Raw genomic sequence first — 20301 nt, 5'->3', positions numbered from 1 at the left:
CGGCCGGTGGGTTCTGGCGGTGCGGTGCCGTTTCGCTCTAGCCGGTGATGGCGTTGAGCGCGGGCAGGTATCCGTAGCGGTAGCCGTCGGCGTCCGGGTGGTACGCCTCGATGATCCCGGAGATGTCGTTGATCCACGGGTCGCCGGCGCAGACGCCGTGCCCGGCGAAGGTGCGTCGGGTGTCGGCGAAGGTGGCGCCGGCCGCGCTGGCCCGGCCAGCCGTGACCGAGGCGAGCACGTCGGCGGCCTCGTTGAGGATGGTGCGCTTGTAGGTGCTCATCGCCAACCATCCGCAGGAGGTCGTCTCGAACAGCCGCGGATAGCCGAGGACGATCAGCCGGGCGTTGGGTGCGCGGTTGCGGATGGCCGTGTAGGTGGCGTCCAGCCGGGCGGGCAGGGTCGTGGTGGCGAAGGTCTTCGCGGTGTTGACGGCGTTGGTGCAGGACGAGGTGCTGCCGAACCGGCAACTGGTGATGACGTTGACGAAGCCGGCGTCGTTGCCGCCGATGGTGATGGTGACCAGGGTGGTGCTGGCGCTGAGCGCGCTGACCTGGTCGTTGAGCACGTCGGCGGTGACCGCACCGCCACAGGCCCGGAAGTTGAAGCTGGTCACGCCGTGGGCGGCCGCCCAGAGCGGGGCGTACGACTTCTGGCTGCGCAGGCAGCCGGACGAGTCGTACGGGCCGGCGCCGACGCCGGAGGAGTACGAGTCGCCGAGCGCGACGTAGTTGACGGCGGCGGCCTGCGCGGTGCCGGGAACGAGCACGGCGCCGAGGGCGGCGGCGCAGAGGGCGACCAGTGCGGCCAGGGCGCGGGCGAGTGGACGGTGGGGCATGACGGACCTCCACAGAACAGGGGGTGGTGGGATCCTGCGACCGCGCGCGTGGCCAGGTTGGGTCTTTTGTTACTAGCCGGTAATGCTATCGAAACATCTCCATCAATGGAATAGGTGGACGACGCCGCGCGGCGGGTCTGCGACGTTCACTTCTGTCGATTAGGTTGACGTGGCGAACACCCGATGGAGGGAGTCCACCTCGTGCGACGAGCACTCACGGCGGCCACCGCCGCCCTGACCCTCACCACCGCCGGCACCATGCTCGCCGGCACCCCCGGCCAGGCCGCCCCGACGGGCTGGGGTCGGCCGATCGTCACCGCCGCGCCGCAACCCGGTGCGGCCGGCCTGGGCGACACCTACTTCCCCGACTACGGCAACGGCGGCTACGACGTCGAGCACTACGACGTCCGGCTGCGCTACGACCCGGCCACCGACCTGCTCACCGGCACCACCACCATCCTCGCCACCGCCACCCAGGACCTGTCGGCGTTCAATCTCGACTTCCTGCTCGACGTCGAGTCGGTGCGGGTCAACGGTTGGGCGGCGACCACCAGCACTGCGGGCGCACACGAGCTGGTGGTCACCCCGGCCCGCACGGTGACCCGGGGACAGCAGCTCACCATCGTGGTGCGCTACAACGGCATCCCGTCGGAAACCCTGGTCGGCGGCTACACCGGCTGGACGCGCACCGACGACGGCGCCCTCGCCGTCAACGAGCCCGAGTCGGCCTGGTGGTGGTTCCCGAGCAACGACCACCCCCTGGACAAGGCCACCTTCGACATCTCGGTGTCGGTGCCCACCGGCGTCGAGGTGATCAGCAACGGCGTGCAGCCGAGGCCACCGGTGGCCGAGGCCGGCAACCGCACCCGGTGGATCTGGCGGACCACCTCACCCACCGCCACCTACCTGGCCTTCATGGCAATCGGCCAGTACGACATCGTCACCGACACCACGCCGGGCGGCCAGCCGGTGGTCAACGCATACAGCACCTCGCTGGGCGCGCTCGGGCCGGCCGCGAGGGCCAGCATCGAGCGGACCGCCGAGATCGTCGACTGGGAGAGCGGGATCTTCGGGCCGTACCCGTTCGAGGCGCAGGGTGGCGTGGCCGGGCCGATCGACGGCATCGGCTTCGCACTGGAGACCCAGACCCGACCGGTGTACGGGCCGGGCTTCTGGCGGCGCGGCGCCAACACGTACGTGGTGGCGCACGAGAACGCCCACCAGTGGTTCGGTGACTCGGTCTCGGTGGCCGAGTGGCGCAACATCTGGCTCAACGAGGGCTTCGCCTCGTACGCCGAGTGGCTCTGGTCGGAGGAGCAGGGTGAGGGCACCGCGCAGGAGGTGTTCGACTTCACCTACGCCAGCTACCCGGCTGACGACGAGTTCTGGCAGGTGCTGCCCGGTGACCCCGGTGCCGCCCGGGTCTTCGACAACGCCGTCTACGACCGCGGCGCGATGACGTTGCACCAGTTGCGGCTGGCCGTCGGCGACGACGCGTTCTTCGAGATCCTGCCGGCCTGGACCAGCGAGCACCGGTACGGCAACGGCACCATCGAGCAGTTCCAGGCACTGGCGGAACGGATCTCCGGGCTGGACCTGGACGACCTGTTCACCACCTGGCTGTTCACCGCCGGCCGGCCCGACGTGGCCACCGCCGCACGCAAGGCGGCCCCACCGACGGAGCCGAAGTCCTGGGCCAAGATCCGCGAGTCGCACCACCTGCTGTCGCACTAGGCATCCGGTGTGGACCGCGAGCGCCCGCACGTGAGCGCGGGCGCTCGCGGCACGCCCGCCGACTTTTGTCGATCATGGAGTTGTGGTGCCAACTTCGGCCCGAAACGGGTGGTTCTTCCGGCACCACAACTCCATGATCGACGGCGTCAGGGGCGGGCCGTGCTCACTTCCACGGCACGGATGTGCCGGTAGGCGAACCAGAGCGGAGGGAACGCCCCGACCGCGAAGGACAGGTCGATGAGCGTCCAGAACCAGGGGATGTCCCGGATGGGCCCGCAGATCAGCGCCAGCGGCACGATCCCCGCGCAGGCGATCATGCCGACCTGCACCACCCACACGTTGCGCACCGGGTCCCGCAGCGGCCCCCAGAACGCCACCGCCAGCACCAGATGGGCGAACGCCAGCCAGTCGGTGCCGTAGAGCAGGAACGGGTAGTCCTCACCGGCCGTCACGAGGCCGGTGTGCACCCGCTCGATCCAGGCGACCAGGGCGGGCAGTTGGTCGGAGAGCGGGTCCAGTGCGCGCAGCAGCCAGCGCACCTCGATCTCCAGCGGAAATGCGGTGGCACCGCTCAGGAAGAGCCCGATCAGCACGATCCACAGCCACCGACGGGTCCGTCGTAGCCGCTCCTCGATGTCCATGATCGCAGCGTAACGATGATCTTCGTGTCGTCCTGTCCCGTGCGCGGGCCATCGGGGGGTGACCGCTGTCTCAGCGACGCGCCGCCCGACGGTGAGGTCCGGCCGGTGGGCAGGGACTGCCGCACCGACCGGACCTCCGTGGACCGCCTGGTGACGCCCGGTCAGCGAGCGGCGAGGGCCTGCGCGGCCGGGCCGACCGGGGCCGGCAACGTACCGACACCACCGAGGTGCTCGTGGATGGCGGCAGCCGCCGCACGCCCCTCGGCGATGGCCCAGACGATCAGCGAGGCACCCCGGTGCATGTCACCGGCCACGAACACCCCGTCGGCGTCGGTCTGCCAGTCGTCGCGGGCGTCGACCGCGCCCCGGGGATTACGGGTCACACCTAACTGGGCCAGCAACGGCTGCTGCTCGGTGCCCTCGAAGCCGATCGCCAACAGCACCAGATCTGCCGGCAGCTCCCGCTCGGAACCCGGCACCACTGTCACGACCCGTCGACCGTCGCGCTTCTCCACTGTCACCTCGGCGATCCGCACCGCCCGCACCTGCCCGGTGCCGTCGTCCACGAACTCCTGCACCGCAACGGCGAAGACCCGCTCGCCACCCTCCTCGTGCGCCGGGTAGCTGCGCAGGATCCACGGCCACGTCGGCCACGGGTCCCGTGCCTCGTCGCGCTCCTGGGGCGGCTGCGGGTACAGGTCGAGCTGGTGCACGCCCGCGGCGCCCTGCCGGTGCGCGACGCCGAGGCAGTCAGCCGCGGTGTCACCACCACCGATGATCACCACGTGCTTGCCGGCCGCGTCGATCGGGCTGCCGTCCGGCAGCAGCGCACGCGCCGGCCGGGCCTCACCCGTGGCCGCGACGCCAGGCTGGTCGGTGGCCGCGGTGGCGACCGCGCGATTCGCCGCGACCAGGTGCGCCATCGCCTGGTGTACGCCCCGAAGCGCCCGCCCCGGGGTCTCCGGAGTGTCCCGCCCCTGCAACGCGCCGCAGGCCAGCAGCACCGCGTCGTGTTCGGCGCGCAACTGCTCGGCGGTGACGTCCACCCCGACGTTCACGCCGGTGCGGAAGCGCACCCCCTCGGCGACGAGCTGGGCCAGGCGGGCATCGATGTGCCGCTTCTCCAGCTTGAAGTCGGGGATGCCGTACCGGAGCAGGCCACCGATCGCGTCGTCACGCTCGTACACCGTCACCGCGTGACCGGCGCGGGCCAGTTGCTGGGCGGCGGCGAGGCCGGCGGGCCCGGAGCCGACGACGGCGACCGACCGACCGGACGGCGCCGGCACCGCGCGAGGGGTGAAACCGCGTGCTGCGGCGGCGTTGGCGATCTCCACCTCGACCTGCTTGATGGTCACCGGCTGGCCGCCGGAGATGCCGAGGACGCAGGCCGCCTCGCAGGGCGCCGGGCAGAGCCGGCCGGTGAACTCCGGGAAGTTGTTGGTGGCGTGCAGCGACTCGACTGCGGCGTCCCAGTTGCCGGTCCGCACCAGGTCGTTCCAGTCCGGGATGCGGTTGCCCAGCGGGCAGCCGTCGTGGCAGAACGGGATGCCGCAGTCCATGCATCGGGTGGCCTGCTCGCGGACCAGTTCCTCGCCGGCCGGTGGGTACACCTCGCGCCAGTCGCTGATCCGCACCGGCACCGGGCGGCGGGCCGGCAGTCGCCGGTCGTAGCGCAGGAAACCGTTCGGGTCAGGCACGAGCCACCTCCTGGGCAGCCACCCGCGGGGCGGGCGGCACCGGCGCGGCGGACGGCGCGCTGAGCGCGCTCATCACCGCGTCGTCGACGTTGCGGCCGGCGGCTTCGGCGGCCTTCATGATCTCCAGCACCCGGCGGTAGTCGCGGGGCACCACGGCGGTGAACTCGGCCACCGCCTCCGGCCAGCGCTTGAGCAGCTCCTCGGCGACCGCCGACCCGGTCTCGGCCACATGCCGCTGGACCAGCTCGTGCAGCAACGACTGCTCCTGCTCGCCCAGTTGCGCCAGGTCGACGAGCTCCGTGTTGACCCGTGCGCGGTCCAGGTGGTGCACGAACGCCGTGCCGCCGGACATGCCGGCCGCGAAGTTACGGCCGGTCGCGCCGAGCACCACGACAGTGCCGCCGGTCATGTACTCGCAGCCGTGGTCGCCAACCCCCTCGACCACGGCGACCGCACCGGAGTTGCGCACCGCGAACCGCTCCCCCACCCGGCCACGCAGGAAGACCTCACCCGCCGTGGCCCCGTACAGGATGGTGTTGCCGGCGATGATCTGATCCTCGGCTCGCTGCCCCGGCTCGGCGTCCGGGTCGAGGAACGGCGCCGCGGCGTCCGGACGGACGATGATCCGCCCACCGGAGAGGCCCTTGGCCACGTAGTCGTTGGCGTCGCCGTGCAGCCGCAGGGTCACCCCGCGCGGCAGGAACGCGCCGAACGACTGCCCGGCCGTGCCGTGCAGCACGAACTCGATGGTGTCGTCCGGAAGGCCGGCACCGCCGAAGCGGCGCGTCACCTCACCGCCGAGCATCGCGCCGACGCTGCGGTGCTCGTTGCGGACCGCCACCTCGACACGTACCGGCGCACCCGCGGACAGGGCGGGCTGCGCGAGCGCGATCAGCTCGTTGTCCAGGGAGAGCTCCAGGCCGTGATCCTGTGCCCGAATCCCCCGTCGGGCCGCGCCGGCGGGCAGCTCCGGCAGATGCAGGACGGGCGCCAGGTCCAACCCGTGCGCCTTCCAGTGCGTCAGCGCCGGGGCCACGTCGAGCAGCTCGGACTGCCCGATCGCCTCCTCGATGGACCGGAAACCCAGCTCGGCCAGGTATCCCCGGACCTCCTCGGCGAGGAAGAGGAAGAAGTTCTCCACGAACTCCGGGGTGCCGGTGAAGCGCTCGCGCAGCACCGGGTTCTGCGTGGCGATGCCGACCGGGCAGGTGTCCAGGTGGCAGACCCGCATCATCACGCAACCGGCGACGATCAGCGGCGCGGTCGCGAAGCCGAACTCCTCCGCGCCGAGCAGCGCCGCGATCAGCACGTCGCGGCCGGTCTTGAGCTGACCGTCGACCTGCACGGTGACCCGGTCGCGCAGCTTGTTGAGCAGCAGCGTCTGTTGGGCCTCGGCAAGCCCCAGCTCCCACGGGGTGCCCGCGTGCTTGAGCGAGTTCATCGGGGAGGCGCCAGTGCCCCCGTCGTGGCCGGAGATCAGGATGACGTCGGCCTTGAGCTTCGCCACCCCGGCGGCGACGGTGCCGACGCCGACCTCGCTGACCAGCTTGACGTGCACCCGCGCGGTCGGGTTGACGCACTTCAGGTCGTGCACGAGCTGGGCGAGGTCCTCAATGGAGTAGATGTCGTGGTGCGGCGGCGGGGAGATCAGACCGACGCCCGGAGTCGCGTGCCGGGTACGGGCGATCCACGGCCAGACCTTGTTGCCGGGCAGTTGACCGCCCTCGCCCGGCTTGGCGCCCTGGGCCATCTTGATCTGGAGGTCGTCCGCGTTGACCAGATATTCGCTGGTCACACCGAACCGGCCGCTGGCGATCTGCTTGACCGCCGAACGGCGGGCCGGGTCGTGCAGGCGATCGACGTCCTCGCCGCCCTCACCGGTGTTGGACTTGCCGCCGAGACGGTTCATCGCGATGGCGAGCGTCTCGTGCGCCTCCGCGGAGATCGACCCGTACGACATGGCGCCGGTGGCGAACCGCTTGACGATCTCGCTGGCCGGCTCGACCTCGTCGATCGGCACCGCCGGGCGGAGCCCGGTGCGCAGGGTGAACAGTCCACGCAGCGACCCGGCCTGCGCGGCGAGCGCGTCGACCTTCGCGGTGTACTCCCGGAAGACGTCGTACTGCCGGCTGCGGGTGGCGTGCTGCAACAGGAAGACCGTCTCCGGGTTGAACAGGTGCAGCTCACCCTCGCGGCGCCACTGGTATTCGCCGCCGACCTCCAACCGGTCGGAGGCGGCGGAACCCGCCGGGGGCCAGGCCAGCGCGTGCCGGGCGGCCACCTCGGCATGCACGCCCGCGAGGTTCACCCCGCCGATCCGGCTGGGGGTGCCCCGGAAGTAGCGCTCGACCAGCCGGGTGTCCAGGCCGACCGCCTCGAAGACCTGCGCCCCGCAGTACGAGGAGACCGTCGAGATGCCCATCTTCGACATGATCTTCAGGACGCCCTTGCCGAGCGCCTTGGCGTAGTTACGGACCGCGGCTGCCGGCTCGACGCCGGCCAGGGCGCCGGTGGCGATCATGTCCTCGACGGACTCGAACGCCAGGTACGGGTTGACCGCCGCGGCGCCGTAGCCGATCAGGACCGCCGCGTGGTGCACCTCCCGGCAGTCGCCGGACTCCACGATCAAGGCCGCCTGGGTGCGGGTCTGCTCCCGCACCAGGTGCTGGTGCACGGCGGCGGTGAGCAGCAGCGACGGGATCGGCGCGAGGTCGGCGTTGGAGTCCCGGTCGGAGAGCACCAGGATGCGGACGCCGTCCTCGATGGCCTCGGAGACGTGCCGGCAGATCTCGGTCAGCCGTGCCTTGATCCCGGCCGCGCCCTCCCGGATGCGGTACAGCCCGGACACCCGGACCGCCTTGAAGCCGGGCAGGTCGCCGTCCTCGTCGATGGAGAGGATCTTCGCCAGCTCGTCGTTGTCGATGATCGGGTGCGGCAGCACGATCTGGCGGCAGCTCGCCGCGCCCGGGTCGAGCAGGTTGCCCTCCGGCCCGATCGTCGACGCCAGACTGGTCACCAGCTCCTCGCGGATGGCGTCCAGTGGCGGGTTGGTGACCTGGGCGAAGAGCTGGTGGAAGTAGTCGTAGAGCAGCCGCGGCCGGGTCGACAACGGCGAGATCGGCGTGTCCGTGCCCATCGAACCGAGCGGCTCGGCGCCGGTGCGGGCCATCGGCCCGAGCAGGATCTTCAGCTCCTCCTCCGTGTAACCGAAGGTCTGCTGCCGGCGGCGCACCGAGTCGTGGGTGTAGACGGTGTGCTCGCGGGGCGGCAGGTCGCCCAGCTCGATCAGCCCGGCGTGCAGCCACTCGCCGTACGGCTGGGCGGCGGCCAGCTCGGACTTGATCTCCTCGTCGTGCACGATGCGACCCGCGACGGTGTCGACCAGGAACATCTTGCCCGGCTGGAGTCGCCCCTTCGCGACCACGTGGGCCGGGTCGAGGTCGAGCACGCCCGCCTCGGAACCGAGCACCACGAGCCCGTCGTCGGTCTGCCACCAGCGCCCCGGGCGCAACCCGTTGCGGTCCAGGACCGCGCCGACGATCTCGCCATCGGTGAAGGCCACCGACGCGGGACCGTCCCACGGCTCCATCAGGCTCGCGTGGAAGCGGTAGAAGGCGCGCTTGGCCGGCTCCATGCCGGGGTCGTTCTCCCACGCCTCGGGGATCATCATGAGCACCGCGTGCGGCAGGCTCCGTCCGGCCAGGTGCAGCAGCTCCAGGACCTCGTCGAAGTTCGCCGAGTCGGAGGCGCCGGGCGTGCACACCGGGAAGACCCGCCGGATGTTGCCCGGCACGTTCGGCGAGCGCAGGAGCGCCTCGCGGGCCTGCATCCAGTTGCGGTTGCCACGGATCGTGTTGATCTCGCCGTTGTGGGCGATGAACCGGTACGGGTGCGCCAACGGCCAGGACGGGAAGGTGTTCGTGGAGAAGCGGGAGTGCACCAGCGCGATCGCGCTGTCGATCCGCTCGTCGCGCAGGTCCGGGTAGAAGGCCGGCAACTGGTCGGGCGTCAGCATTCCCTTGTAGACCATGGTGCGGCTGGACAGCGACGGGAAGTATGCCGGCACGCCCCGCTCGGCGGTCTCCCGCTCGGCCTGTTTGCGCAGGCTGAACGCCACCCGGTCCAGGTCGATGCCGCGCAGCGGTGAACCGGCCGGCCCCTCTGGCGAGCCGGTGAGCCGGCGCGCGGCCAGGAAGAGCTGCCGGACCCGGGGCATCGCCGCCAGGGCCGTCTCACCAAGCTCACTCGGGTCGATCGGCACGTCCCGCCAGCCGAGCAGGTCGGCTCCCTCGACCAGTGCGTACTTTTCGATCACCCGCCGGGCACGCGCCTCGGCGGCGTCGTCGTCGGGGAGGAAGACCAGCCCGGTGGCGTACTCGCCCGCCGGGGGAAGCGCGACGTCGGCCACCGCGCGCAGGAAGGTGTCGGGGACCTGGATCATGATGCCGGCGCCGTCGCCGGTGTTCGGCTCGGCACCGCGAGCGCCGCGATGGTCCAGTCGACAGAGGGCACCGAGCCCGTTGGCGACGACCGCGTGCGAACGCCGGCCGTGCAGGTCCGCCACGAAGGCCACCCCGCAGGCGTCGTGCTCCTGCGCCGGGTCGTAGAGGCCCTGCGCGGGCGGGCGGGAGCCGGGCATCGGGGACGCCTGCGGGCTGTGCGGATACGGCTGAATCTTGTCCGCGTACGGCTGAGCCACCGGGCCTCCTGTCGTCACTCAGGTTGGATCATGGTGGGGACGACGTCGGCCCGGGGTCTATTGAGTCTACGTTAGGGCCGGGGTCGCAGGGCCACCTGAGATTGATCACACCGTCCACAGGCTGGGACGTGTAGTCTCGCGCGGTGGATCAGCTACACAAGGACGTCTTCGACCGGTTGGAACGCTTCTACGACGCGGTGCCCCGCGACGTCGCCGGTGCGGAGGAGCACGGCGGTTTGGTGCTGTTCGTCCGCGATGGCGCCGGCTGGCCGTTCTACGCCCGCCCCCGGATCGACGCCACCCAGCCGCCGTCGCTGGCCGACGTGACCTCGGTCCGCGAGCGGCAGCGGAAGCTGGGCCTGCCGGAAGCCTTCGAGTGGGTGCACGAGACGAGCCCCGAGCTGCTGGCGGTGGCCCGCTCGGCGGGGCTGCACGTGCTGGAGGCGCCGCTGATGGTGCTCGACCCCGCCGCGCTGCCCGACCCGGCGACGCTGTCCGACGTGGCGGTGCGGGTGCTGGCCGCCGACTCCCCCGGCTTCGCCGCCGATGTCGCCGCGCGGCGTGCGGTGGCAGCGGTGTCATTCGCCGCCGCCGGCACCGCGCCCGGCGAGGCCGGCCCGGCCGAGCGGGACGCCGCCGTCACCGAACTCGAACTGGCCGCGCTCGACGAGGAGCGTTCCCGGATCGCCGACGGTCGACGGATTTCCGCGCTGGCCGGCACGCCCACCGACGGTGCGCTGGCCAGCGGCATGGCCATGCGCGTCGGCGACGTCGCCGAGATCGCCGGGGTGGCCACCCTGCCCGCCGCCCGCCGCCGCGGGCTGGGCGCCGCGCTCACCGCGACCCTGGCCCGGGAGCTCGTCGCCGCCGGCACCGACCTGGTCTTCCTCTCCGCTGGCAGCAACGAGATCGCCCGGGTCTACCTGCGGGTCGGCTTCCGCCGCATCGGCACCGCCTGCATCGCCGAACCGGTCGCCCTGATCCCCTGACCGGGGTGGGTCAGGTTGGAGGGCGCCACTGGGCCGCGGAGGCAGCGGCGCTGGAGAGCAGTCGCGAGTTGATCGTGCCCAGCGCGGCGTCCCGGGCTCGCAACGCCAACCGGCCCCGAGCCTGGAGCACCGCCGACATCCGTCGGGTCTGCCGGACCACTGTCGCGGCCCGCGGGCGGCGAATCCGGTCGTACGCCTGAACGGCGTCGGGCAGCCGGGCTTCCCGCAGCAGAGAGGCCAGGGTGGCGGCGTCCTCGAACGCGAGGCAGGCGCCCTGCCCGAGGTGCGGCGGCATGGCGTGCGCCGCGTCGCCGAGCAGCACGACGCCGCCCGGCCCGGACGGAAAGCCGTACGCGCGGGGCAGCGGTCGCAGCTCGCGGACCTCCTGCTGGACCAGGTCGGCCGGGTCGGTGGCGTCGAGCAGTGCCCCGATCGGGTCGGGCCAGCCCGCGTACCAGCGGCGCAACAGGGCGAGCTGGGTCTCCGGTGGTTCCGGGCGGGGTGCGCCGGCGGCGGTGGCCACCCAGTAGATGCCGCCCCGGGTGGACCCGCCGGACGAGCCGCGCTCGCCCAGCGACGCGGCCACGAACCGGTAGCCGGCGCCCAGGATCTCGCCGGCGAGTGGCTGGTCGTCGGGTAGCCGAGGGGCCTGGTACCAGGGAATGACGGCCCGCCAGGCAGCACAGCCCGAGCTGACCACCCGGGATTCGGGGGCGAGTTGGCGGCGGATGCCGCTGTCCGTGCCGTCGGCGGCGACCACCAGGTCGACCTCGATGGTCTGCCGGCCGTCGCTGACCGCCGGCCGCTCACCGGGCTCGACCCGGACGTGGCGCACCGTCACACCGGTCCGCAGCTCGACCCGCTCACCGAGGCCGGCGATCAGCGCGTCGTGCAGATCCTCGCGGTGCACCACCACCGGCATCCGGTCGGCGGGAATGGGCCGGGGCTGCACGAGCCAGTGCCCGTCGGGGCGACGGACCCCACCGTCGGGCAGCGGCGTGGCGATGGCAGCCAGGCCCGCGCCGAGACCGAGGGCCTGCAGCGCGCGGACGCCGTTGGGCCAGAGCACCACGGCGGTCGGCTCGGGACGGACCCGTTCGGCGCGCTCCAGCAGGGTCACCTGCCAGCCGGAGCGGGCCAGCGCGCCGGCCATCGCGAGGCCACCGACCCCTGCGCCGACCACCACCGCGCTTCGCATCGGTGCCGCCCCCGCTCAGCTGTCCCGGTCGGCGGGCCGTGCGCCAGTGGCGTCGGCCCGGTCGGTACGGGTGGCCGACGGGTCGTCCGCCGGGTCCTCGTCGGTCGACGGGCTGTCGACGGTTGCCTCATCGACACGCGACTCGTCACCCAGCGGCTCGGCGCCACCGGGCCGGACGTCCTCGCCGGCGGTCGGCTCGGGCGGCACGACGCCGGTGTCCTGCCAGGCGGCGTACTGCTCCTCGCTGACCACCCGGTAGCCCTCCGGGGCGGCGGCCTGCGCTGGGTTCTCCCGCTCGGAGAGGTCCACCTGGGACAGGTCGGACGTGGGGGGCGTGGTCGGCGTCGCCGCCGCGCCGATCGGGATCAGGAATTCCTGGGGGCCACGCACCCGGACGAAGTAGATCAACCCGCCGAGGAAGACCAGCGCGGCGGTCCAGACGTTGAGCCGTACGCCGAGGATCTGGTTGGCCTCGTCGGTGCGCATCAGCTCGATCCAGAAGCGGCCGGCGGTGTAGCCCATCACGTAGAGCGCGAACGCCCGGCCCCGGCCCAGCTTGAGCCGGCGGTCGAGGATGAGGACCAACGCGACCACGCCGAGGTTCCACAGCGCCTCATAGAGGAAGGTCGGCTGGTAGAGGCCCGGTTCGAGGATCGGCTGCCCGGCGTCGTCGCGCAGTGCGTGCCCCGGGTTGTCCGGGTCCATCCGGTGGATCTCCAGACCCCACGGCAGGGTGGTACGGCCACCGAACAGCTCGTTGTTGAACCAGTTGCCGAGCCGGCCGACCGCCTGGGCCAGCGGCAGCCCGGGTGCCAACGCGTCGGCCACCACCCCGAACGGGATGCCGAGCTGTCGGGCCGCGATGAAGGCGCCGAGCGCGCCACCGGCGACGGCGCCCCAGATGCCGAGACCGCCCTCCCAGATGGCGAATGCCTTCATCGGCTCACCACCGGCGCCGAAGTATTTCTCCGGTGAGGTGATCACGTGGTAGATGCGGGCGCCGATGATGCCCGCCGGCACCGCCCAGACGGCGATGTCGAGCACGGCACCGGGCGCGACGCCGCGCTGCCGCAGCCGGCGCTCCGTCACCCAGCAGGCCAGCACGATGCCGGCGATGATGCAGAGCGCGTAGGCCCGGATCGGCACCGGCCCGAGCTGCCAGACCGCGGTGCTGGGGCTGGGCAGGGCCGCCTGGGGGGACAGCGAGGCGAGGGTCACGGGTGCACACGCTACCGCTGCACACCCCCGCAGCGGCACCCCGGGCCGCTGGAGTGCGCATCCCGGTGACTTCTGGTTTGCACCCCCGTACGCTCTTTGTCCATGAGCGCGCTCACCTGGGCGGTCGCCGCGGTCGTCAGTGACGACACCGGCCGGGTGCTGCTCTGCCGGCAGGGCCGGGGGGAGCGCCGATACGCGCTGCCCGGCGGGCGGCTACGCCCGGCCGAGAGCCCGGTGCAGGCGGCCCTGCGGGACATCCGCGCGGAGACCGGCTGGGAGATCGAGCTGGTCGACCTGGTCGGCGTCTACCACCTGACCGGCCCCACCGGGCGGACGTCCCCCGGGCGCGCCGGGCCGCTGCCGGACGTCCTCGTGCACGTGTTCCGGGCCCGCGCCGGCGGGGTCCGACCCGCCGCCGACCCACCGCCGGGCTGCCGGTTGTCCTGGCACTCCCCCGACGCGCTGCCCGAGTCGGTCACGCCGCTCACCCACGCCGCCGTCACCGATGCTCGCGCCGGCCGCTCCGGCGTGCTCCGCGACGCTTCGTGGGCACCGCCCGAGCCCATTGGAGAGCCGCTGAACGGGCCTGACGGGCACGGGGTCGTGGCGCAGCCGCCGGAACAACGTGGTGAGACGGCGGCGGACGGCCCACTTCGCCCCGGACCGCGCCGACACGACTGAGCGGCCCGACGCCGACCGGACGGGCAACACCCGTTCGAGCGTGATGCCGGTGAGTCATCACGATGACTCACCGGCATCACAAGCCAAAGACAGACAGGCCCGCCGCGCCGTCAGCGGGTGGGGTTGCGGACGCCTTCCGCGAGTTCGGCACTGAGAGTACGCAGGGCGGCCAGCCCCTCCGCCTCGCTGGGCGCGTCGAGGACGCACCGGACCAGGGCACTGCCGACGATCACCCCGTCGGCGTACCCGGCGACGGTGCCGGCCTGCACACCGGTGCCCACGCCCAGACCGACACCGACCGGCAGGTCGGTGACCGCCCGGACCCGGGAGACCAGCGTCGGCGCGGCGTCGGACGTGCTCGCCCGGGCACCGGTCACCCCCATCACCGCTGTCGCGTAGACGAAACCGCGGCAGTGCTCCACCGTCATCGCCAGCCGGGCGTCGGTGGACGACGGCGACACCAGGAACGTGCGGTCCAGCCCGTGCGCGTCCGAGGCGGCCAGCCACTCGTCGGCCTCGTCGGGAATGAGGTCGGGGGTGATCAGCCCGGTGCCACCGGCGGAGGCGAGATCACGGGCGAACACGTCCACGCCGTACCGCTCGACCGGGTTCCAGTAGGTCATGGTGACCACCGGAGCGCCGGTGGCCGCCACCGCCTCGATGATGCGCATGGTGTCCGCGGTGCGTACGCCACCGGCCAGGGCGATGTCACTGGCCTTCTGGATCACCGGCCCGTCCATCACCGGGTCGGAGTAGGGGATCTCGACCTCGATGACGTCGACGCCGGCCTCGACCATGGCGGTCATCGCGGCGATGCTGCCCTCGACGGTCGGGAAACCAGCCGGCATGCAGCCGACCAGCAGTGCCCGCCCGTCGGCGCGGGCCTTGTCGAAGGCCACCCCGATCCGGCTCATCTCACCGCTCCTTGTCGAGGATGCCGAAGTAGTCACCGGCGGTGTGCACGTCCTTGTCGCCCCGCCCGGAGAGGTTCACCACGATGGTGGGCTCGCGGCCCAGCTCGGCGGCGAGCTTCGGGGCCAGCGTGAGGGTGCCGGCGAGCGCGTGCGCGCTCTCGATCGCCGGGATGATCCCCTCGGTGCGGCAGAGCAGCTCGAACGCGGCCATCGCCTCGTCGTCGGTGACCGGCAGGTAGGTCGCCCGGCCGGTGTCGTGCAACCAGGCGTGCTCGGGCCCGACGCCCGGGTAGTCCAGGCCCGCGGAGATCGAGTGCGACTCCAGCGTCTGCCCGTCGGCGTCCTGCAACACGTAGGTGCGGGCACCGTGCAGCACGCCGGCCGACCCGCCGGTGATGCTGGCCGCGTGCCGGCTGGTGGCCACGCCGTCACCGCCGGCCTCGAAGCCGAACAGCCGCACGTCCGTGTCGCCGACGAAGGCGTGGAAGATGCCCAACGCGTTGGACCCGCCACCGACGCAGGCGGTGACCGCGTCCGGCAGCGCGCCGGTGAGGTCGAGGCACTGCTGGCGGGCCTCGTCGCCGATGCCCCGGACGAAGTCGCGGACCATCGCTGGGAACGGGTGCGGGCCGGCGGCGGTGCCGATCAGGTAGTGCGTCTCGTCGACGTTGGCCACCCAGTCGCGCATCGCCTCGTTCATCGCGTCCTTGAGCGTGCGCGAGCCGTTGGTGACCGGGACGACGGTGGCGCCGAGCATCCGCATCCGTGCCACATTGAGGGCCTGCCGCTCGGTGTCGACCTCGCCCATGTAGACCACGCACTCGAGGTCGAACAGGGCGGCGGCGGTCGCGGTGGCCACGCCGTGCTGCCCGGCACCGGTCTCGGCGATCACCCGGGTCTTGCCCATCCGCTTGGTGAGCAGCGCCTGGCCGAGCACGTTGCGCACCTTGTGCGCGCCGGTGTGGTTGAGGTCCTCCCGCTTGAGCAGCACCCGTGCGCCGACCTTCGCGGAGAACCGCCGGGCCTCGTAGAGCAGCGACGGGGTGCCGGCATAGTCACGCAGCAACGCGGCGAACTCGGCCCGGAAGGACTCGTCCGCCATCGCCGTGCGCCACGCCCCGTCGAGCTCGTCCAGCGCGGCCACCAGGGCCTCGGGAACGAACCGACCGCCGAAGCGGCCGAAGTGGCCGGCGGAGTCGGGCTGCGAGCCGGCCACCGGGGCCAGCGCGTCGGCGCTCATCGGAAAATCCTCTCGGTGGGGCGTCCGGTGCGAGGTCAGCGCACCGGCCTGGGCGTTGCCGGGTGGTTGCCCGCGTTGACCAGTTCGGCGACGGCCTCGCGGGGGCTCTTCTGGGTGACCAGGCCCTCGCCCACGAGCACCGCGTCGGCGCCCGCCGAGGCGTACCGGATCAGGTCGTGCGGGCCACGGACGCCGGACTCGGCGATCTTGACGACGCTGCTGGGCAGGCCGGGCGCGATCCGCTCGAACACGGACCGGTCGACCTCCAGGGTACGCAGGTCACGGGCGTTGACCCCGATCACCTGCGCGCCGGCCTCCAGAGCGCGGTCGGCCTCTTCCTCGTCGTGCACCTCGACCAGCGCGGTCATGCCCAGCGACTCGATGCGCTCCAGCAGACCCATCAGCACGTTCTGTTCGAGCGCGGCGACGATCAGCAGAACCAGGTCGGCGCCGTGCGCGCGCGCCTCGTGCACCTGATAGCTGGAGACCACGAAGTCCTTACGAAGCACCGGAACCGTGACCGCGGCCCGGACGGCCGCCAGGTCGTCCAGTGAGCCACCGAACCAGCGCCCCTCGGTCAGCACGCTGATCGCCCGAGCCCCACCGGCCGCGTAGTCGACGGCGAGGTCGGCCGGATCGGCGATCTCGGCCAGCCGGCCCTTGGACGGCGACGAACGCTTCACCTCGGCGATCACGGCGACGCCGGGCTTGCGCAGCGCCGCGTACGCGTCCAGCGGCGGCGGCGCAGCCGCTGCCAGTTCACGGATCCGCTCCAGCGGAACCTGCTCCTGGCGCCGGGCGACGTCCTCACGTACGCCAGCCAGAATCTCGTCGAGCACGCTTACGGACGCTGCCTGACCGGCGTCGTCCCCCTCCGCGTGCGCATGCTCAGCAGTCACCAACGGACTCCCCTCTCCGGGCGTCATGGGCCGATGCTAGGGGCAGCCGACCTACGCCGGACGCCGGGGGTATGGCGCTGCTCACGAAAAGGGCTGCGGCATAATGGCCGACTTGCCGTGAACGGTGTGTCACGCAGCGCCACCTCCGATATCGACCGCCGTCACGGGCACGGGGCCTGGCGGCCACGGTCGAACCGGGCCGATCCATCGATCATGCCACCAGTTGGCGGACGGCGCTCGGCGACAACGACGCCGGTCGATGTTGTGAGCAAGCTCAAGGTTTGACAGGGGGCCCTGGTCAGGGCCAGGGCGGGACAGTTGACCGGGCGTTCACGGCGGCGAAACGTCAGCCGGCGAGCATCGACCTCGGGCAGACTCAATGGCGCGCCTGCCCCGACCGTCGCAACTCCTCGTGCGAGGTGACCATGAGCATTTCCGAGCCGCAGCCGACCATCGGCCTGACCACCATCTCGCGCACTGTGGCGTCGCTCGCCGTCGGCGTGGTGCACAGCGTGGAGCGGGCCGTGGTGGGCGAAGGACGGATGCGGACCGCCCGCGGCAACGCCTGGGAGGCCGTCTGCGCCGACCGCGCCCGCGCCGATCAGCGTGCCGAGTTGAACCGCCTGGTAGCCGAGCTGACCGCCGCCCGCGCCGCCGGTCGCCGAGCCCAGCGGGAGCACCAGCCGGTCGGCTGACCCCCGCCCACCGCACCGGCCGCCGCGTCAGTCGGCCGTCGGGTCCTCGCCCCGATCCAGGGCGTCCCACGCCTCGGTGGTCCGCCGCCCCGCCAGCGGAGCCGGCGGACCCTCCGAACCAGCCGGCACCGACGTGGTCGCAGGGGCCGAACGCATCGGCCGCTCGTACCGGGCGCCCATCGCCGGCCAACCGCCACCACGCCACGCCGTCCACCACCCGCCGACGGCAACCAGCAGACCGCCGAGCAGGCAGAGCGCCGGCCACTGGCGGCTCACCGAACCGCCGATGTCGGCGACCACCCCGTACCCGCCGCCAGCCGCCACGGCCAGCCCCAGCGCGCCGAGCAACCCACCGAGCACCTGCCGCAGTCGACCCCGGGTGGCCAGCACCGCTCCACCACCCGCCAACGCCACCAGCGCCAACGCCGGCAGCCAGGGCAGCAGCCCGCCGCCGCTGCGGGTGTCCCGCACCGGTGGCAGCGGCGCCGGGCGCACCGTCAGCTCCACCGACCAGCTCCGCGTCGCCGCCCACAACGCCAGGCCCGCGCCGGCCAGACAGAGCAACACCGCGTACGTCAACTCGCGCCGACCCACGGCGGACCGCTCCTCGGCACTCACCGGCCCCACCTTCCGTTCGCGACTGCGGGGCTCCGCTGCGCTGCACTCCTCGCGCTCACCGAGCCCACCTTCCGTTCGCGACTGCGGGGCTCCGCTGCGCTGCACTCCTCGCGCTCACCGAGCAGGCCGCAATGTTTCGGCGGCCGCGATCGCCGCCAGCACGGCGGCGGCCTTGTTCCGCGTCTCCTGGTCCTCGGCGGCCGGGTCCGAGTCGGCGACCACCCCCGCCCCCGCCTGCACGTAGGCGCGGCCGTCGCGGATGAGCGCGGTCCGGATGGCGATCGCCATGTCCAGGTCGCCGCCGAAGCCGAAGTAACCGACAGTGCCCCCGTAGACGCCCCGGCGGACGGGCTCCAACTCTTCGATGATCTCCATGGCCCGCACCTTGGGCGCGCCGGAGAGCGTGCCGGCCGGGAAGGTCGCGGCGAGCGCGTCGAAGGCGGTCTGGTCGTCCCGCAACGTGCCGGTGACAGTGGAGACGATGTGCATGACGTGGCTGTACCGCTCGATGGTGGCGAACTCGGGCACCTCCACGCTGCCCGGCTGACAGACCCGACCCAGGTCGTTGCGGCCCAGGTCGACCAGCATCACGTGCTCGGCTCGCTCCTTCGGGTCGGCGAGCAACTCCTGTGCGAGCGCTGCGTCGGCGGCGGGGGTGCCACCGCGCGGCCGGGTGCCGGCGATCGGGTGCAGCAGCGCCCGCCGTCGCCCGTCCACGCCACCGGTGACCTTCAGGTGTGCCTCCGGCGACGAGCCGACGATGTCGAACCCGTCGAAGCGCAGCAGGTACATGTACGGGCTGGGGTTGCTGGTGCGCAGCACCCGGTAGACGTCCAGCGGGTCGGCGTGGATCGACCGCTCGAAGCGCTGGGAGAGCACGATCTGGAAGCACTCACCGGCCCGGATCGCCTCCTTGGCCGCCTCCACCGCCTTCGGGTACCCGTCGTCGGGCGTACGACAGAGCACCTCCCCGGCCGGCGGACGCTCGACGGTGGAGATCATCGGCGGGATGGGCCGCGACAGGGCGGTGGTCATCGCGTCCAGTCGGCCGACCGCGTGGTGGTACGCGGCGGTCACCTGCGGGGCGCGGTCCGGGGCGTCCGGCGGTGGCAGCACCGCGTTGGCGACCAGGATCGCCGAGCCGTCGTAGTGGTCGAGCACCACCAGGTCGGTGGCGAGCATCATGCCCAGCTCCGGCACGCCCAGGTCGTTCTCGGTCAGCTCCGGCAACCGCTCGAAACGGCGGACCAGGTCGTAACCCAGGTAGCCGACCATGCCCCCGGTCAACGGCGGCAGGCCGTCGGACGGGTCCCCCACCGGGCCGGCCAGCGCCGCCACCGTCTCCCGCAGCACCCGCATCGGGTCACCCTCGGTGGGCAGTCCGGCCGGTGGCTGGCCGAGCCAGGTCGCGACGCCGTCCCGCTCGACGAGGGTGGCGCTGCTGCGTACGCCGATGAACGAATACCGCGACCAGGCCATGCCGGCGGACCCGACGCCCTGCTCGGCTGATTCCAACAGGAACGTGCCCGGCCCGCCGGCCAGCTTCCGGTAGACCCCGACCGGGGTCTCCGCGTCGGCCAGCAACCGCCGGGTGACCGGCACCACCCGCCAGCCGGTGGCCAGCTCGGTGAAGGCGGCCAGGTCGGGGCTGACGATGCCGTCGGTCATGGCTGGGTCTGCCTTTCGTTCACGGCCGTGGGGCTCGGCCACGCCGCGCTCACCGTGCCTCCGGCGTGGTGACGGGCAGCTCGGTGAAGAAGCAGGTCCGGTGGCCGGTGTGGCAGGCCGCTCCGACCTGGTCCACGCTCACCAGCAGCGCGTCCCCGTCGCAGTCCAGCGCGACCGAGCGGACGTACTGGTGGTGCCCGGAGGTGGCGCCCTTGACCCAGTATTCGCGTCGGCTGCGTGACCAGTAGGTGGCACGGCCGGTGGTGAGGGTGCGGTGCAGCGCCTCGTCGTCCATCCAGGCGACCATCAGCACCTCGCCGGAGTCGTGCGCGCGGACCACGGCGGCCACCAGGCCGTCGGCGGAGCGGCGCAGCTGGGCCGCGATGGCCGGGTCGAGCCGGGACGGGCGAACCGGCTCGGACACCACCGGGTCGCTCGGATCGCTGGGAACGCCGGTCACCGGCGGGTCAGGTACGGGCACAGTGATGAATTGTCCCGCACGCGGTGCGGGTACCGGCGACCGCTCCCGCTCGGGCTGCGGCGCAGACCCGGCGGGCCGGGCCAGCTGGGCCACG

General features: G+C 72.5%; 16 protein-coding genes. 4 read left to right on the top strand and 12 right to left on the bottom strand.

Annotated elements, in window-relative coordinates; genetic code table 11:
• Positions 1-37 precede the first annotated feature (37 nt).
• Complete coding sequence (locus KBX34_RS18820; RefSeq protein WP_141910495.1) at positions 38-835, bottom strand: SGNH/GDSL hydrolase family protein; 798 nt, start codon at positions 833-835, stop codon at positions 38-40.
• A gap of 183 nt (positions 836-1018) precedes the next feature.
• Here KBX34_RS18820 and KBX34_RS18815 point away from each other — a divergent pair, with 183 nt between their 5' ends.
• Positions 1019-2569 (top strand): M1 family metallopeptidase, encoded by a 1551-nt coding sequence (locus KBX34_RS18815; RefSeq protein WP_247671968.1) that lies wholly within the window; start codon positions 1019-1021, stop codon positions 2567-2569.
• 146 nt (positions 2570-2715) lie between these two features.
• Here KBX34_RS18815 and KBX34_RS18810 read toward each other — a convergent pair whose 3' ends face one another.
• The 3 genes from KBX34_RS18810 to gltB all read right to left on the bottom strand — a co-directional run bounded on the left by KBX34_RS18810 (position 2716) and on the right by gltB (position 9546).
• A complete protein-coding gene (locus KBX34_RS18810) occupies positions 2716-3210 on the bottom strand; it encodes a hypothetical protein (RefSeq protein ID WP_210926068.1) in 495 nt (164 codons plus the stop codon).
• A 161-nt stretch (positions 3211-3371) separates the two neighbouring features.
• Entirely contained in the window at positions 3372-4907 is a 1536-nt protein-coding gene (locus KBX34_RS18805) for a glutamate synthase subunit beta (RefSeq protein WP_210926066.1), read from the bottom strand.
• The gene (gene gltB, locus KBX34_RS18800) at positions 4900-9546 is read right to left on the bottom strand and encodes a glutamate synthase large subunit (RefSeq protein ID WP_210926080.1); all 4647 of its coding nucleotides are present in this window, start codon (positions 9544-9546) and stop codon (positions 4900-4902) included. The genes KBX34_RS18805 and gltB overlap by 8 nt, the downstream gene beginning before the upstream one ends.
• Before the next feature lie 203 nt (positions 9547-9749).
• On the opposite strand from gltB, the gene KBX34_RS18795 reads away from it, so the two are divergent.
• Positions 9750-10595, top strand: a complete 846-nt coding sequence (locus KBX34_RS18795) for a GNAT family N-acetyltransferase (protein WP_210926064.1) — start codon at positions 9750-9752, stop codon at positions 10593-10595.
• A 10-nt stretch (positions 10596-10605) separates the two neighbouring features.
• Here the strand turns inward: KBX34_RS18795 and KBX34_RS18790 are convergent, their stop codons facing one another.
• Positions 10606-11793, bottom strand: coding sequence for an NAD(P)/FAD-dependent oxidoreductase (locus KBX34_RS18790; RefSeq protein ID WP_210926062.1), 1188 nt, complete (start codon positions 11791-11793; stop codon positions 10606-10608).
• A gap of 15 nt (positions 11794-11808) precedes the next feature.
• Positions 11809-13011, bottom strand: coding sequence for a prolipoprotein diacylglyceryl transferase (lgt, locus tag KBX34_RS18785; protein WP_210926060.1), 1203 nt, complete (start codon positions 13009-13011; stop codon positions 11809-11811).
• A gap of 102 nt (positions 13012-13113) precedes the next feature.
• Here lgt and KBX34_RS18780 point away from each other — a divergent pair, with 102 nt between their 5' ends.
• Positions 13114-13692 carry an NUDIX hydrolase gene (locus KBX34_RS18780; RefSeq protein ID WP_210926057.1) on the top strand — a complete coding sequence of 193 codons (579 nt, stop codon included), beginning with the start codon at positions 13114-13116 and terminating at the stop codon, positions 13690-13692.
• Positions 13693-13802: 110 nt separating this feature from the next.
• Here KBX34_RS18780 and trpA read toward each other — a convergent pair whose 3' ends face one another.
• From trpA to trpC, 3 genes are read right to left on the bottom strand one after another with little or no spacing between them, the layout of a single operon-like run.
• Positions 13803-14606, bottom strand: coding sequence for a tryptophan synthase subunit alpha (trpA, locus tag KBX34_RS18775; protein WP_088949334.1), 804 nt, complete (start codon positions 14604-14606; stop codon positions 13803-13805).
• A gap of 1 nt (position 14607) precedes the next feature.
• Positions 14608-15846 (bottom strand): tryptophan synthase subunit beta, encoded by a 1239-nt coding sequence (gene trpB, locus KBX34_RS18770; RefSeq protein WP_210926055.1) that lies wholly within the window; start codon positions 15844-15846, stop codon positions 14608-14610.
• 35 nt (positions 15847-15881) lie between these two features.
• Positions 15882-16685: an indole-3-glycerol phosphate synthase TrpC gene (gene trpC / locus KBX34_RS18765; protein WP_172862221.1), complete on the bottom strand. Its 804-nt coding sequence runs from the start codon at positions 16683-16685 to the stop codon at positions 15882-15884.
• Between the two features lie 485 nt (positions 16686-17170).
• Here trpC and KBX34_RS18760 point away from each other — a divergent pair, with 485 nt between their 5' ends.
• Positions 17171-17440, top strand: a complete 270-nt coding sequence (locus tag KBX34_RS18760; protein ID WP_088951908.1) for a hypothetical protein — start codon at positions 17171-17173, stop codon at positions 17438-17440.
• A 27-nt stretch (positions 17441-17467) separates the two neighbouring features.
• Here KBX34_RS18760 and KBX34_RS18755 read toward each other — a convergent pair whose 3' ends face one another.
• The 3 genes from KBX34_RS18755 to hisI all read right to left on the bottom strand — a co-directional run bounded on the left by KBX34_RS18755 (position 17468) and on the right by hisI (position 20207).
• Complete coding sequence (locus KBX34_RS18755) at positions 17468-18067, bottom strand: Trp biosynthesis-associated membrane protein (protein WP_210926053.1); 600 nt, start codon at positions 18065-18067, stop codon at positions 17468-17470.
• A 105-nt stretch (positions 18068-18172) separates the two neighbouring features.
• The gene (locus tag KBX34_RS18750; protein ID WP_088949338.1) at positions 18173-19726 is read right to left on the bottom strand and encodes an anthranilate synthase component I; all 1554 of its coding nucleotides are present in this window, start codon (positions 19724-19726) and stop codon (positions 18173-18175) included.
• A gap of 49 nt (positions 19727-19775) precedes the next feature.
• Complete coding sequence (gene hisI / locus KBX34_RS33695) at positions 19776-20207, bottom strand: phosphoribosyl-AMP cyclohydrolase (RefSeq protein ID WP_307871430.1); 432 nt, start codon at positions 20205-20207, stop codon at positions 19776-19778.
• Between the last annotated feature and the right edge of the window lie 94 nt (positions 20208-20301).

The organism is Micromonospora sp. M61 (assembly GCF_018070245.1).
Classification (GTDB): Bacteria; Actinomycetota; Actinomycetes; order Mycobacteriales; family Micromonosporaceae; genus Micromonospora; species Micromonospora zamorensis.
Note: the sequence above shows the minus strand (reverse complement) of the source record. Positions and strands in the feature narration are given on the sequence as shown.

Coding starts and splice junctions, on each gene's coding strand:
- KBX34_RS18815 (WP_247671968.1), top strand. CDS start 1,019: ATGGAGGGAGTCCACCTCGTGCGACGAGCACTCACGGCGGCCACCGCC.
- gltB (WP_210926080.1), bottom strand. CDS start 9,546: ATGCCCGGCTCCCGCCCGCCCGCGCAGGGCCTCTACGACCCGGCGCAG.
- KBX34_RS18750 (WP_088949338.1), bottom strand. CDS start 19,726: ATGACCGACGGCATCGTCAGCCCCGACCTGGCCGCCTTCACCGAGCTG.
- KBX34_RS18820 (WP_141910495.1), bottom strand. CDS start 835: ATGCCCCACCGTCCACTCGCCCGCGCCCTGGCCGCACTGGTCGCCCTC.
- trpA (WP_088949334.1), bottom strand. CDS start 14,606: ATGAGCCGGATCGGGGTGGCCTTCGACAAGGCCCGCGCCGACGGGCGG.
- trpB (WP_210926055.1), bottom strand. CDS start 15,846: ATGAGCGCCGACGCGCTGGCCCCGGTGGCCGGCTCGCAGCCCGACTCC.
- KBX34_RS18810 (WP_210926068.1), bottom strand. CDS start 3,210: ATGGACATCGAGGAGCGGCTACGACGGACCCGTCGGTGGCTGTGGATC.
- KBX34_RS18760 (WP_088951908.1), top strand. CDS start 17,171: ATGAGCATTTCCGAGCCGCAGCCGACCATCGGCCTGACCACCATCTCG.
- KBX34_RS18780 (WP_210926057.1), top strand. CDS start 13,114: ATGAGCGCGCTCACCTGGGCGGTCGCCGCGGTCGTCAGTGACGACACC.
- KBX34_RS18790 (WP_210926062.1), bottom strand. CDS start 11,793: ATGCGAAGCGCGGTGGTGGTCGGCGCAGGGGTCGGTGGCCTCGCGATG.